We start from the raw sequence: 14177 nt of genomic DNA, 5'->3' as shown, positions 1-14177 counted from the left end.
AGGTCCACCCTCCCCACCAAGGGACCAGGACCGGCCGACAGGGTTCGGGCGGTCCGCCGCCGGTGGTTGGCTGCCGTCGGTGGTCACCGGCGGCGGACCGCCATTTCCGGCAAGAACCGAAGGCGGAACAGCACGTGTACCGGCATGCCCAAGGGGCGGGGCCGGCATGGGCGGATCCCGGGGAGACGAAGCCAGAGGCATGCTCGCAGGGCTCGCACCCGTTCGGGCGTCCGCTGGCGCGCCTTGCCCTGCGGGTAGACAGGGCTCCGTCGGCCGCCGAGCAAGCGAGCTTGCCAGCAACCAAAAAACAACGGGGGGAGAGGGGAAGCTGGCCGGTCACCTGAGCCGCCCCACCCACCGGAATCCTCTGCAAAAGGAGCAACACCATGATTGAAAAACTCAACCTCACCGGTCCCGCTGACCTGCTGGCCACCATCCCCCACCTGCTGGGCATCACGCCCTCGGAATCGTTCGTGGTCCTCACCGCCCAAGCCGGTGCCCTCGGCGCAACGCTGCGGGTGGACGCACCCGAACACGTCGAGGCGCTGAACTACGCGCAGACGCTGACCAGCCACGCCGCCAACGATGAAAAGGCAACGGCCTCCTACGTCGTTGTCTACACCGACGAGGATCAGGACAGCTACCCCTACGCCGCGCACGTCGCCGCGCTGGTCAGCGAGCTGGCCGCCGCCCGGATGCCCGTGCGGAACGTCTGGCTCGTGACCTCCACTCACTGGACGGAGTTCGGCACGGACGAGGAGCACCCGCTGGAGCAGATCACCGACAGCCACGCCAACGCGGCGTTTACCTTCTTCGGCAGCGCCAAGGACATCGACGTCTACAACCCCGCCCTGCTGGGCACCTGGGCCATGCCGGTACAAGCACCCGAGGGCACCGAAGCGGACATTGAGGAAGCATGCGCCGCGTGGGCGGCCGTGCTGGACAGCACCGGGACCCCGAACAGCGAAACCGCCCGGGACCTCGCGGGAGCGTTCCAGCACAAAATGGTCCGGGACTTCCTGTTCCGCGAGACCATCACCACCCAGAACGGCAACTTCGCCGACGTCATCCTCGGGACCTTCACCGGCCGACCGGACTGGAACCGGGTGGACCGGGCCCAGGCCATCGCGTTCGAGCTGATGAAGGCAGTCCCGGCAGGCCAGCGCGCACCGATGCTGACCCTGATGGGCTGGCTGGAATGGCTCAAAGGCAACGGCACCCAGGCAGGCCGCTACCTCAAGCACGCGGACACGGACGCACCCGGATTCCGGCTGGCCGGGCTGCTGCAGGAACTGATCAACCGCGGTTCAGTCGCAGACGTCGCCCGCGACCCGGAAACCTCCTACCAGCGCCACAACAACTAAACGGACAGGGCCGGGCCGGGATCACCCAATGATCCCGGCCCGGCCTTTTTGCCGGTGGCGGGGCGGCCTCCCCCGCTTCGCTCCGCCGGCCGCCTGACGCTCGCGCGGGCGCAGCCCGGAACTCCAGCTAGCGTGTAGAAACCACGGCTACAGTGAACCCACGACCACTGCACCGACCAGGAAGCGTGAGCATGGGAACCGAATACATCCTGACCGACGACGACAAACCGGACGCCGACCCCAGCCTGGCTGAAGACATCATCGAAATTCGTCTGCTCACCGCCGGCGAACCGACCGGGCCCGCGAATATCGGCTGGGCCCAGGAACACCACAACCTCTAACCACCAGGCAGCGAGACGCTGCCCACCCAAATTTCCTTTGCAGAGGGGAAAACCCGGAAAGGCCGGCACCCAGGTGCCGGCCTTTCCTCATGCCCGGGTGTGTTCCAACGCCCGGCGCCACAACACGAATGCCGCCAGGGCATTCAGGACGGCGATGAAGACATCGCCCGCCGCCGGCCGGGCGATCACGAGATCGAGGACCACCAGCGCCAGCGCTCCTGCTGCGGCAAGTGTGAACACCACGGCCAGGACCCGGAGGACCCGCGGAGAATCCAGCCCAGCACCGTGCCCCGCAAGGCCCGGGCGGTTATCACGCGGAGCCGGCTCAGTCATGCACTCACCCTACGCAGGAAAGGCATGCTCGCAGGGCTCGCACCCCTTTGGGGCGTCCGCCCTTGCCCTGCGGGTAGACAGGGCTCCGTCGGCCGCCGAGCAAGCGAGCTTGCCAGCAACCAAAAAACAACGGGGGGAGAGGGGAAGCTGGCCGGTCACCTGAGCCGCCCCACCCACCGGAATCCTCTGCAAAAGGAGCAACACCATGAACACCACACCCACCCTCGAAATGCTCGACCCGGCCACCCTGACCGTGGACATCAACGTCCGCAAGGACGCCGCCCTGACCGCTGACTTCATCGCCAGCATCAAGGAACACGGCGTGATGGAACCCGTCATCGCCCACCGCAAGGACGACGGAGGCGTGCATGTCCTGATGGGACAGCGCCGCACCCGCGCCGCCGTCGAAGCCGGACGCACCAGCATCCCGGTCATGATCATCGGATCCCCCGAGGAAGCCGAACGCATCGTGACGCAGGTCGTGGAGAACATCCAGCGCGCCGAACTGACCGAAGCGGACGAAGCCGACGCCTACCACCAGCTGTCCCTGATCGGCGTTTCAGCCGCCGCGATCGCCAAGAAGACCGGGCGCACCAAGACCACCGTGGAAGGGGCACTGAAAGCCAAAGCCTCGAACGCCGGAGCCGCCGCCCTCGGCAAGGGATACACCATCGACGAAGCGCTCATCATGGCCGAATTTGAAGGGAACCAGGACGCGACCGAGGAACTCGAATCCGTGATCGCGGACGAACCCGATCAGCTCCTCCACGTCGCCCAGCTGCTGCGCGACCGCCGCGACCGCGCCGCCGCCCTCGCCGCACTCATCGCCGAGCTCGAGGCCGGCGGCAAGACCGTCGTCGAGGACGCCGGGCACTACGCCAACGAGGAGAACCTGTACGTCTCGGCCGCGAAGCGGGCCGACGGGGAACCGGCCACCGACGAGGACGCCAACGCCTACCTGATCAGCACCGACTACCGGGGCCAGCACAACGCCACGCCCGTCATCACCGGCTGGCAGGAACTGGGCTTCACCCCGAAGTACGAACGCTACGACGGCGGCACGCAGGCCCAGAAAGGCCCGATGACCGAGGAACAGAAAGCCGAACGGAAGTCCCTGATAGCGAACAACCGCGAGATGGAGAGCGCAACGACGGTCAGGCGTGAGTTCGTGAAGGCCCTGCTTTCCCGCAAGACCGCGCCGAAGGGCTGGCAGTACTTCACCGTCCACGCCATCACCCACGATCCGGAAACCGCCAGTGGCTACGACGGCAAGGTTGCCACCGACATGATCGGGGCCAAGACCGGGGAGGACACCGACCGGTGGGGCTGGAACCCGTTGCGGGACCACACCGCCAAAACCACCGCCCGGCCCGAGTTCTCCCTGATCGCCTTGATCTGCGCCGGGTACGAAAAGACCATCCAGAAAGACTCATGGCGGTCCGCCGAGAAGCGGCACTTCCACTACTTGAACCAGCTCACCACCTGGGGATACACGGCAAGCGCCGTGGAGCAGATCATCCTCGACAGGCACACCACCGACACCGAGTAACGGACAGTGAGCCGGGCGGCTGTACCCCAGAGGCAACCGCCCGGCCACTCACCCTGTAGGGGCCGGGAACCTTCCGGACGTCGGGCGGTCCGCCGCTCAGGGGCGAACCACAGCAGCCACTCACCAGCGACGGACCGCCGCACAACGCGACACATGCCCAGAAACCATTTACCCGCGTGGCCAGGAACAACGACGTTCCCCAGCCTCGTGGCAGCAACACCGACAATTCAGCTACGCTGAACCATAGATTTCCTTTGCAGAGGGAAAACCAGGAAGGGCCGACACCGTGTGGTGTCGGCCCTTCCTGCATACTGCAAACAGGCAATGTCTTCGGGTGGACAATGGCGGCGATCCGCAGCCAAAACCCGTAACGGTGGGGGAGTGGTTTAAATGGCAGACGTTTCACGCAAGCATCACACGGTGCCGCAGTTCTATTTGAAAGGCTTTGCCACAGGATCTCGCCAGATAGGCACTGTGCAGCTTCCGGGGACCAAGAGGTTTGTGCAATCCACTAGCAAGGCCTCAGCGCACACCGACTTCTATGCCGTTCCAGGGCACGAGGAAGGACCTGATGCTTTCGAGAAAGGCCTGTCGCGAATGGAAGGGGAGGCGGCACGCGTAATTCGCAGGATTACCGAAGAGCACGTATGGCCGCTCTCACCAGAGGACAGGGAGTTGCTTGCAGCCTTTCTGACCGTACAGTTCCTGCGAGGCCCAGAACAGCGCCGGCACATGGAAGAGACGAGCGCTCTCGTTACCCGAATGGAAATTGGGTACGGGGGGAAAGCCAACGTGGCCGCATGGGTCAAGCGGAAACATGGGCTTTCAGTCTCAGAGGAGCAAGCGGCGCGAATCTGGGACGGGGCAACGCAACCTGGGGGACCTCCCATCCGCCTAGCGCCCATCGGTCACATCAATCAGATGCTGCAGCTGACACCCAAGCTTGTCCGCTACTTCCTGTTTCGCCCGTGGATGCTTTATCGATTCTCAGCTCGTTCGCTCCTGACGTGTGATACGCCCGTTAGCCTCATTTCCCACGTGAACAGGCAAATGGGTCATGCTGACGCAATGGAAGAAGGCGTTGGTCTCATGACCGCCTGGGGCATCACTTTCCCACTCACCCGCAAAATTGGTCTACTCCTAGGCAACCCTGAGGAGTTTTTTGGAAACGTGGATGCTGAAGAGGTCGCCACAGGTCGCTTTGATATGACCCAAGCTCCGTCTACTGCAGCGGCCAACCTGTTCAACGACGCCGCCATCGACAACGCCCGTCAATGGATCTTCCATCACCCCGACGATGCACACCTTGTTCCATATGATCTGCCCCACCCCAGGGACAAGGAGATCGAAGTAATGGGAGGGCCTGAAGAGTTCACCGGAGAGCCACTGTTTGTATCAGAGCAGCATGAGTAAAGAACTCGATCATAGTATGACGACGCTCGCCCCGCCATCCGTGCTCAGCCAAATCCTGGAAGGGCTGGCGAGTATGTTTGCCAACGAGCTTTGTCCTCACCGATCTGGCTGAGAATATGCCGCCAGGCCGTCTCCACTTCATCACTCTCTAAGAGTCGGCCCGGTTCACCCCACCCGATCCCTGTGCTCCATTTCCCTAGCTCCAGCGCAACGCAGTCCGAAGGAGCAAGCTTGAGGGTTTCTGGACGAGTCATAACCCAGGGCAGGGTTTCCGCAGACGTCAGTACCAGTTCCGCGCCCACATAGTCACTCAGCGATTCGACAACGCCCGGCAGCGTCTCGTGCTGCAACCTTGCGGGAATGTAGATGCTGCACTCGGTGCCATCTTCGTTCCATACGACGTGCCCGATCTTGGCAACGGTCTTACGCAACTTTCCCTGCTCCGCTACCCAACGGGCATGAAGCACAGTGAAGACCCGGCATGCACTAGAAAACGACTCATCCATGCATCCAACCTAGCCGGGCGACGGCTAGCCGACTTCCTAGCGCCCCTGGTAAATCCCGATTCCCACCCATTCCGAGGAATATCAGGCCCTCAATAGCGGCCTTATTAGCCGGTTTTTCCGGCTTGGGGGGTAATCCAAAGTTCCCGCATATAACGCCGTCGAGGCGTATAACGCAAAAACCGATAGATTGGAGGGGCTGTGGCCCCAAGTGAGACAGAACCCGAGAACGAACAGCTGGAGACGGGTGCAGCCGGGCTGCCGTTACTCCCCGTCGGCAGCCGCAAGTGGTGCCAGGTGGAGCTTTCCGAAGCGATCACGAAAGACCGTTTGACCCCTGCCGAACGCAGCTTGGTCCGTGAGTACTTCTGGACACTCGGCTTCAAGACCATCAAGAAGCAACTCCGCACGGGAGAGTTGGCCCAGGCGTCCGCCGCCATGGGCCGGCCCGTCGAATGGAAGTTCGACGACCAGAGGCTTCTACGTGAATCGGAAGAGTTGCGGGACGAGCTGGCCGCCGAAGTCCTGCTTAGAGCGGACGGGATCTTCTTCGAGAACGTGAAGAACTGGAACCCCGACAAAGGGGCTGCATTGCCCACCTACTTCATAGGTGCGTGCAAGCAAGCATTCAAGGGCGCCTACCTTGCATGGGCAAATGCCCGCGACCGCCGTTGGTTCACCGCCTACGAAACGGCCGCTGCTCCGTGGCTGGACCCTAATTACGCCCGGTCTTTCACGGATCAGGTCGAGATTTCCGAGACAGTCGCCCAGGTCTTTGCTCTGGCCCTGCCCAACCAAAAGCCTGTCCTCGGGCTCCTCTACCAGGGGTATTCGCAGGTGGACGCAGCCAGGGCACTGGGGCTGACGCCAAAGACGGTTGAGCGCCGAATGTATCAACTGCGAAAGAAGGTGCTGCTGGCTGTCGGTGCCGGCAAGATCACTCCCCCTGCGGGCTTTACTTCTGTGCCTTCCCCCGACCAATTCAGCGGGACGGTGATGGTGTGAGTATGAGTAAGCACCGCGACCCATCATGGCTAGGCGTAGTTGATCGTGCCTTGGACGACCAGCAGAGAACAGCAAGGCTCCAGGCACTAATCATCACCGTCGCCTGCTGCGTCTTATTGGTCGCTGCCCCTCTGGCCGCGGTCCTCGCCCTGGTAGGGGGACACACCTTGCTTTCAATGGGCCTCGGCTCGATTCCTCTGGTGGTGTGGGCTGGGAGAAAAGCGCGGAAGCTGTTTCGAAAGAGCCTCCCTAGCTAACCCGCCAGAGCTGTCCAGGCAGAGAGCCCTGGCGGGCAAGGACTGGGGCAGGCGAACGCGACCTGTGCACCGATCCGTGCCACCCGTAGCGCGTGCGGCGGCGCAGCCGGCCTATGCTGCACTCGTGGGCTAGGGCCTGGGCGTGTCCGCAGCCTTAACGGGCGGACTGGAGCAGAATTCGCAGCCTAGAGCAGGGTCACACGGCTCATTCTTTTCATGCCAAGCCTGCCGGCAAGCCGGCCAGTAGTGAGGCCCTTTCTACACTCAAAACGACGGCTTGTGCGCCACGAAGTGCCTGGAGCCATTTCGTGGCGAAAGCCATTGAAGCAGAGACAGCCCGCGGTGAAGCCGAACACAACGACGGTGCGATGTACCCGTCCTGGGGTGAGAATCTGCCCGGAGGCCGGCGGCTCAAGGACGGCTGAATGAACACGGCCAGCTCAGCCCTAACAATCGGTGTAGTACCCATGCCTGGCCGAGAGGTGTGTCCGCACTCGCTTAAAAGCCGTAGAGGTATCGGCGAGCATTGAAGGCGTCCCGGCCGCCCTCAAGCAGCTCCTCCACCATCATTCGTACTGGGGGATGGTCAATAGACCCCAATCCATCTGGCACGATGTTGCCTGCAACTCCCGCTGGACCGTCTTCTGCCGCCAGGGAAACGATCTGGTCGGCATCCCCGAGGACGGGAATATTTGCGTTGTGACTAGAGAAAATTGCTTGACGGCTGCCTTTAGTTTCACGCAACTTGGGCACAATGTCCTCGTAGATGAATCGGTTGTCGAGGTCGTCTTCAGGCTGGTCGATGATCAGCGGTCCGTCACCTCTGTGCATCAGCAGCAGGAGCAGAGCAGTCGCCTTTTGACCGGTCGAAAGATGGTCCAGGCTTCGCCAAGTCGGAGCTGTCTTCAGCCCGACATTGAGCTCCAAGTCTGTGCTTATGGGTAGGTCCACCTCTTCGATGAGCATCAAAGTATCCTCCGAAGCTCCAGCTAGGGTTGCTGCCTGTGCGGGAGAAATGGACGGATATTCCTTTTTGATGGCGTCTGCACCTTGTCTGACCAGTCCCGCAAAAGCTCGGGGGGAGAACAGGTCAGCGTCCGAAATAGCGGCACGTACGAGGTCTAAACGCCCACGTACTTCCTTCTCTAGAATTGCCACAAGGGGTGTCCTGTCCTCCCCGTCGAGCACGCTCGCTTGGACAGTCCCCTTCAGTCTTCGTCCGACCTTCTTCGCTTCCTGTTTGAGCTCGCGAAGCCTTTCCGCGCGGTGGTTCTCCGCGTCGACGAGCAGCCGCTCTCGATCGTTCAGCAGGACTACCAGAGCAGCATCTTCGTCATCTCGCTTCTTCTGCAGTGGTGTGAGCTCATTCAACTCTCGACGGAGCTTTAGGTACTCACTCCCATCGATGCCTCCTGGTTGGAGCTCGCGTAGCACCTTTGCGAGTTCCTCCCGTGTGGGGTTCGCCGCCGACTCCCATTCGGTCCTAACTTCCGCGATGGCCGCGTCGGCCTGCTCCTTTGCCGACTTGAGCACACCAAGGGCCGTCTCGACTGCCAGATTGTATTTAGTGATGGCAGTTTCTACGCGAGCAAGGAGGGGCTTATTGGGCAAATCAACTGTCGAATCATCGCTCAGAAAACCCGTTTCAATGGTTGAAAGAGCTTCTTGGGCAGTTGAATCGAGGAGTCCTGCGCTGCGTTCGAGCAGGGCTTCTTCCTGCTGTGTTTGTTCTTGAACCTTCAGTTTGTCCGCTACGCCGGCTTCGTCAAACCTGGCCAGTCTTTCTTTGATGATCGGCATCCGGGCAAGTTTTGTATCAAGGCCAGCTATGTCTTCTTGGACACGGACGATGTCCGCACGAGACCTCGATAGTTCCGGCAGGTTGTTGGAGGATGCAGGGCTGGGACCCGATGGGCCAGGGAGGTACTGAGCCAAGAGTTGCGTCAATTTCTGCGGGTCCCTCGCCAATTCGGCAAGCTCCCGCTGTCCGTAGACTTCTGTTCCACCGATCAAATCCTCCGGAGTGGAGCTCAGAAGCTTCCCGGTGCTGTCGCGAACGACTGGGGCGCTACCGACAATGCGTTCGATGGTATACGCGGATGGTGAGGGTTTCCGGACTTCGATCTGTGCGTGAATCTTCGTCCCGGGTCCAAGGACATTCTTAACCATCGCTGAATGTTCTTCCTTGGACAACTTTGCAAGCGGGGCAATATCCAACACATATCGAATGCTCTCGAGAACAGTGGACTTACCTGATCCTCGGCCCCCAATGAGTACATTGAGCGACTCATTGAATCGAATTTTCACACCGTCCAGGAACCCGCCCTGCCAAGACACGCCAACGATTCGAGCGTGTACGTTCGCTGACGGGTCCACACGAGATACGCGGGTTTCGGGTGTCCTGAAAGCCAGGTCGAGTCCCGTGATCGTCAGGCTGGAGAGCTTGATCCAGCTGGTGCTTCCTGATTTTTGAACATCCCCTGGTTTGCTGATGTCCGCCGCATTTAGGATGGCGACTGGGTTGTCACGCTTGTAGTCGGGCGTCTTGTTCGCCAGAATGCCAGCCTGTCCTTGGTTTGGTTGGACTCCTCCTAGCGCAACGGCGTGGAGCAAAGGGTCGGTCCATGCACGAATGGCTGATTGGCCGCTTAGTTTGTCGAACAGCCCTCCTCCTGTCGTCACATGCGGAGCGACAACGACTGCCTCCCACCTTTGAGCCGCAGATAAAAGTTCTATTGTGTCGAGGTTTCCGGGTCGTGACTCGCGGCAATCTTCGGGAATCCCGCACTCCCCGATGCGCCTATTGATGCTGGCGGCAGTTACGGATGGATCGAATAGAACTAGGAGATGCACTCCGTCTTTCGCGGTCGCTTCGAAGCCTGGGAAAACCGTGATGCCAGCCTCAATCGCGGCGGCGCGAAGCTCAGAACTGGAGTCCACACACCAGTGGTCTGTAATCGCTATGACGCTGACCGAAGCATCCTGAAGCGCGGCAATGATGGCCTTGTTGTAGGACTCTTCGTCCGGGTGCTCTAGCGATTCTTTGTTGTTGACCGCCAAATAGGAAAACGGGTTGACCTGCAACGCACATCGATGCCAAGTAGACCCTTCCAATAGCTCTCCGAACACCGAATCCATTGCTGACCCCCATTTTGTGTATTTGCCTAAGTAGACCCAGGTCAAGTTACCGCACGGGACTGACATTCCGTGGAACCACATTGGTAGCCCACGTCCCCTGTGCGCCCAGTGCTGCCTTTGAGGTCCAAAACGACCGTTAGAGCAAAGCCATAGGAGGAACAAGCCTCGTTCCCTCGAGATAAGAGTGAGGACCCCTTTCTGGTTCTGATGCCGGCTCGTGGTTGTGTCCATCAGAGTCTGGCCAATAGATGCCACCGGACTATGCGTAAAGTAGCCGCTCGAAATCGCTGGTCGCGCCCTTGATGCCGCATAGGGGTGTGGATACTCTGAGGAATGCTCGTTTATCGCGTAATTGCTTACGATCCCGCTGCCTTGCCTGGCCAACCCGGTCACCCTGAGTACATGCACCCGCAGAATGGCGCAGGACGCTTGGATAACCCGGATCTCTATGACGTCTGGTACGTAGCACTACAGCCCGAAGCGGCCGTAGGTGAAACCTTCTACAGTGTTTCCACGTGGTCTAGTTCCATGTTCGAGGTGCCATTTTTGTCGAATGGACGAAGGGTCCTCGGTGTCTATCGCATTAGTGACAGCCTGCCCTTCTTGGATCTGGATGATGCCCGAAACCTTTTGGACAACGGCCTGCGGCCTAGTCAGGTGGTTGGGCGCCAACGATCGGTCAGCCAAGAATGGGCGCGCCGGATCTTCGGGGAACGGAGTCACACAGGTAGGAGAAAGTATGCGGGGGTGCGCTGGTGGTCATTGCAACGTCCGCATTGGACGATTTTTGGTCTCTGGGTGGGCCACCGTGAATCCGTGCCCCTCGAATTCGTTCGCTACGACTCTCTAACCATGGATCACCCCGCAGTCCTCGACGCCCTGGACACTCTTGGCAAGGTCGCTGACTATGAGGCAGCGCCGTAACGAGCCTTGGCATACCTTCATGGTCGCGACGGTTCTTTTTACAAAGCATTCCAAGCACAGACACGTCCAAAACGAAGGTGCGCGCCGTGGGGCTGACCGTGGACTATCCCGTAATCGCCTGAACCAAGTCATTGACGGGCCTCGAGCTGTCGAGGCGAAGTATTGGACAGGAAAGCATTGCCAGCCATTGTTCATGGCGGTTGCGATTCCGGCCAGCGAAGTCGGGGTTGTCATATCCCTGCGCCCAGGACATGAACTCCTGATGGACCGCTTCGTCGAAGCCGCCGGTCTTGGCTAGCTCCAGCACCCTGGTCCTCTCCCTTGCCCGCAGCCTAGTCATCCTCGTTTCAGGATCGAGGGTCAAGAACACGACTGCGTCGAACTTCGCCAGAAGGTCCTCGCCCCAGCCCATGATGGAACCAGAAAGCACCCACGTGCTCCGGGGAACGAAGACTTCCCTCATCAACGAGAGGCGCTCGACTGGTGTCCGCTGCTCTCTGTACGGTGGCGATGTCGGCCGCCAAAAGTAATCGTCGGCGTCTGCGTGGGGTATTGCCCATTTGTCGGCGATTGCCCGACCGAGCGTCGTCGTTCCGGATCCACTGGCGCCCATGACGAACAAACGGCAAGGATCGAGAGTCTTCAGCACGATCGCAGACTATCGCCTTCACCGGGCAAGCTGAGTGCTTTGCAAGGCCCTGCCGTTTGAAAGAGGTCTAGGTATCCGCAACGAAACGGCACCGAGCCCACTCAAAAACGACCGTTTCTGACCTGCCCATGGCAGGCCTCCGAAAACGACCCGAATGCCCCAACAGCAGTGGTCAGAACTCGTTTCCGGAAAGAAAGCCAGTCAAAACGTGAGCTGCAGGGTTTTTGACGGGTGGGCAATGTGTGTCGGCCACAGTTAGCCGCAGGTGCCTCCCGCGCCTAGCACGACAGCCGTGTGCCGCCGGGGTCATTTACGCCGGGTATGGTGCGTTTGCCGAAGGTGCCGGCGATGGAGAGTTTGCTTGAGTATTGGATGGATCCGTAGCGGAAGAGGTGGACGGCGAGGCGGAGGATGAGGAATCCGATGATGAAGAGTTCGGCGATGACGATGGTTGCTTCGACGGGGGAGAGGGTTCCGAAGCCGTTGCGGAGCAGGGCGGTCACGGGGGCGGAGAGCGGGAAGTAGGTGAAGATCTGCACGATGGGCGCGTTAGGGTCGGAGATGATGAGGGTCATGGCGTAGAAGGGGACGAAGATCAGCGCCATCAGGGGCCCGAAGATCGTGCCGGCGTCTTTGGCGGTGGGCATGACCGCGCCGATCGCGACCAGGACACCGGTGAAGACGGTGAAGCCGCCCAGCAGCAGCAGCGCCCCGATGATCATCGTGCCGGGGTCGAAGCTCAGGGTCGACAGGTCGAGGTCGGGCATGGCGAGTTTGTCGCGGAAGAAGGCGTAGCCGACGGCGATGGGGGTGAGGAAGACCAGGATCTGGACCAGGCCGACCATGAACAGGGCGATGATTTTGCCGATGATCAGGGTGGTCGGGTTCAGGGTGGTGAGGATCATTTCGGTGACCCGGTTTTCTTTCTCTTCCAGGGTGCTGTTGAGCATCTGGTTGGAGAGCAGAATGATCGAGACGTAGAAGATCAGCAGGAACATCAGCGGCGGGACGGCGGAGCCGAGCCCGCCGGCGGGCTGACCTTCTTTGAAGGTCTGGGATTCGGTTTTGACGTCGCCGCTGGCCGCGGCCATCAGTTGGGGGGAGCCGATCGTGGCCTGGGCTGAGGCGGTGAGGAGCTGTTTGGCGACGGCGTCGTATTTGCCGTTGTCGAAGATCCCCTGGTCCTGCCCGTAGACCTTGACCGGCTGGGTGGCCAGATCGGCGGGGTAGGCGAAGTAGGCGTCGGTTGCGCCGTCTTTGACGTCCTGCAGCGCTTTGTCCGGATCGCTGGCTTCCCGGCCGCCCATGGCTGTGGCGATCGCCGGGGTGATGAGTCCGGAGGCGTCGGTGTAGGTGAAGGACACGGCCGCGGTCTTCTGGGCGTCGGCGCTGGCGGCCGTGGAGGAGTTGCTGAGGTAGATGAGCGCGAACACGATCGCCATCACCACCGGGATGGCCAGGGTCGCGATCCAGAAACGGCGTTTTTTCACGGTGCGGGTGAATTCGAACCCGACGACAGTGCCGAGGTTATGACCGGCGAAGGCGCGCTTCGGCGTCGGCGGCGGGGTGGCCGGTGCCGGGGCGGGGGAGGGAAGCTGCGTGGAGGTTTTCTGTGTCATGGGGTTTTTATGCCTCCGCCATGTCGTGGGTTTCGCCGTAGACCTTGATGAAGACCTCGTCCAGGGACGTCCTCGCGGTCGTGAACGCCCTGACCGCGACGCCATGGCCGATGAGCTCGCGCAGGACGGCGGCTTCGTCCGCGCCCGGGCGGGGGGAGAGCTCGGCATGCCCGCTGCCGGCACTGACGATGTCATACAGTGCCGAGGAGGGCAGGGTCCCGGTGTAGGTGAGCCGGTAGACGGTCCCGCCGAATTGTTCCTGGACCTCGGAGACGGTGCCGTAGGCGCGGGAGGTGCCGTCCTTGAGCAGGATCACCCGGTCACAGAGCCGTTCGACTTCTTCCATCTGGTGGGTGACCATGATGACGGTCGCGCCGGCGAGTTTCTGGTCCTCGATGATGTCCATGAGCAGGCGCCGGTTGACCGGGTCGAAGCCCTTGGTCGGTTCGTCCAGGATCAGCAGTTCGGGGTCGTTCATGATGGTCACGCCGAGCTGGATTTTCTGCTGCTGCCCGCCGGAGAGCTTATCCAGCCGGGTGCTGGCCTTGTCGGCCAGGTCCACCCGCTCCAGGTAGTCCCGGGACCAGGCTTTGGCGTGGATTTTGTCCAGGCCTTTGAGGCGGCCGAAGTAGACCATGACGTCCAGGACGGACTCCTTCTTGTACAGGCCGCGTTCCTCGGGCAAATAGCCGAGGCGGGCCCCGTCCTGCGGGGCGAAGGGTTTGCCTCCGATATGCAGGGTCCCCGCGGTCGGCTGGTAGATCCCCAGCAGCGCCCGGAGGGTCGTGGTCTTCCCGGACCCGTTGCTGCCGAGGAACCCGAACGTTTCCCCGGCCCGGACATCGAAGGACAGGTCTTTGATGACCGTCGTGTCCCCGAAGTCCATCCGGAAGTCTTTGATGTGTACCAGCGGCTCCGCGGCCGCGTCCCCCAGCGTCATGGCAACACTCTAACCGGCGTGCCGTCACCAGTGAGGAACCGGCCCGGAGGCGGAAGCTGGCGGGGGCCATTAGCCTGCCGCCTGCGGTCCGGAAGCCGGTGGTCCACCGCAGCTCTCCGCTGACTGGGAACGGGCCGGCTAA

General features: G+C 61.3%; 11 protein-coding genes and 1 pseudogene. 6 read left to right on the top strand and 6 right to left on the bottom strand.

Going from position 1 to position 14177, the window contains the following annotated elements; translation table 11 throughout:
- Window positions 1–386: 386 nt before the first annotated feature.
- Together AC1DN2_RS15665 and AC1DN2_RS15660 are read left to right on the top strand one after the other, a co-directional pair.
- Window positions 387–1364, top strand: a complete 978-nt coding sequence (locus AC1DN2_RS15665) for a DUF4192 family protein (RefSeq protein WP_476851040.1) — start codon at window positions 387–389, stop codon at window positions 1362–1364.
- Between the two features lie 185 nt (window positions 1365–1549).
- Entirely contained in the window at window positions 1550–1705 is a 156-nt protein-coding gene (locus AC1DN2_RS15660) for a hypothetical protein (protein ID WP_476851039.1), read from the top strand.
- An 87-nt stretch (window positions 1706–1792) separates the two neighbouring features.
- On the opposite strand, the gene AC1DN2_RS15655 is transcribed toward AC1DN2_RS15660, so the two are convergent.
- Complete coding sequence (locus AC1DN2_RS15655; RefSeq protein ID WP_476851038.1) at window positions 1793–2038, bottom strand: hypothetical protein; 246 nt, start codon at window positions 2036–2038, stop codon at window positions 1793–1795.
- A 205-nt stretch (window positions 2039–2243) separates the two neighbouring features.
- On the opposite strand from AC1DN2_RS15655, the gene AC1DN2_RS15650 reads away from it, so the two are divergent.
- Both AC1DN2_RS15650 and AC1DN2_RS15645 read left to right on the top strand, forming a co-directional pair.
- Window positions 2244–3587, top strand: coding sequence for a ParB/RepB/Spo0J family partition protein (locus AC1DN2_RS15650; protein WP_476851037.1), 1344 nt, complete (start codon window positions 2244–2246; stop codon window positions 3585–3587).
- A gap of 390 nt (window positions 3588–3977) precedes the next feature.
- Entirely contained in the window at window positions 3978–5000 is a 1023-nt protein-coding gene (locus tag AC1DN2_RS15645) for a DUF4238 domain-containing protein (protein ID WP_476851036.1), read from the top strand.
- Window positions 5001–5044: 44 nt separating this feature from the next.
- On the opposite strand, the gene AC1DN2_RS15640 is transcribed toward AC1DN2_RS15645, so the two are convergent.
- The gene (locus AC1DN2_RS15640; protein WP_476851035.1) at window positions 5045–5506 is read right to left on the bottom strand and encodes a hypothetical protein; all 462 of its coding nucleotides are present in this window, start codon (window positions 5504–5506) and stop codon (window positions 5045–5047) included.
- Window positions 5507–5704: 198 nt separating this feature from the next.
- Here AC1DN2_RS15640 and AC1DN2_RS15635 point away from each other — a divergent pair, with 198 nt between their 5' ends.
- Window positions 5705–6508: a sigma-70 RNA polymerase sigma factor region 4 domain-containing protein gene (locus AC1DN2_RS15635; RefSeq protein ID WP_476851034.1), complete on the top strand. Its 804-nt coding sequence runs from the start codon at window positions 5705–5707 to the stop codon at window positions 6506–6508.
- Between the two features lie 755 nt (window positions 6509–7263).
- On the opposite strand, the gene AC1DN2_RS15630 is transcribed toward AC1DN2_RS15635, so the two are convergent.
- On the bottom strand, window positions 7264–9903 hold the full coding sequence (locus AC1DN2_RS15630; RefSeq protein WP_476851033.1) for a TrlF family AAA-like ATPase: 2640 nt from the start codon (window positions 9901–9903) through the stop codon (window positions 7264–7266).
- 333 nt (window positions 9904–10236) lie between these two features.
- On the opposite strand from AC1DN2_RS15630, the pseudogene AC1DN2_RS15625 reads away from it, so the two are divergent.
- Window positions 10237–10677: pseudogene (locus AC1DN2_RS15625) on the top strand (RES family NAD+ phosphorylase); the annotation flags it as partial.
- Window positions 10678–10930: 253 nt separating this feature from the next.
- Here AC1DN2_RS15625 and AC1DN2_RS15620 read toward each other — a convergent pair.
- The 3 genes from AC1DN2_RS15620 to AC1DN2_RS15610 all read right to left on the bottom strand — a co-directional run bounded on the left by AC1DN2_RS15620 (window position 10931) and on the right by AC1DN2_RS15610 (window position 14035).
- Window positions 10931–11476, bottom strand: coding sequence for a P-loop NTPase family protein (locus AC1DN2_RS15620; protein WP_476851032.1), 546 nt, complete (start codon window positions 11474–11476; stop codon window positions 10931–10933).
- 278 nt (window positions 11477–11754) lie between these two features.
- The gene (locus AC1DN2_RS15615; RefSeq protein WP_476851031.1) at window positions 11755–13095 is read right to left on the bottom strand and encodes an ABC transporter permease; all 1341 of its coding nucleotides are present in this window, start codon (window positions 13093–13095) and stop codon (window positions 11755–11757) included.
- A 7-nt stretch (window positions 13096–13102) separates the two neighbouring features.
- Complete coding sequence (locus AC1DN2_RS15610) at window positions 13103–14035, bottom strand: ABC transporter ATP-binding protein (protein WP_476851030.1); 933 nt, start codon at window positions 14033–14035, stop codon at window positions 13103–13105.
- Window positions 14036–14177 lie beyond the last annotated feature (142 nt).

The organism is Arthrobacter sp. 01L42 (assembly GCF_056400005.1).
Note: the sequence above shows the minus strand (reverse complement) of the source record. Positions and strands in the feature narration are given on the sequence as shown.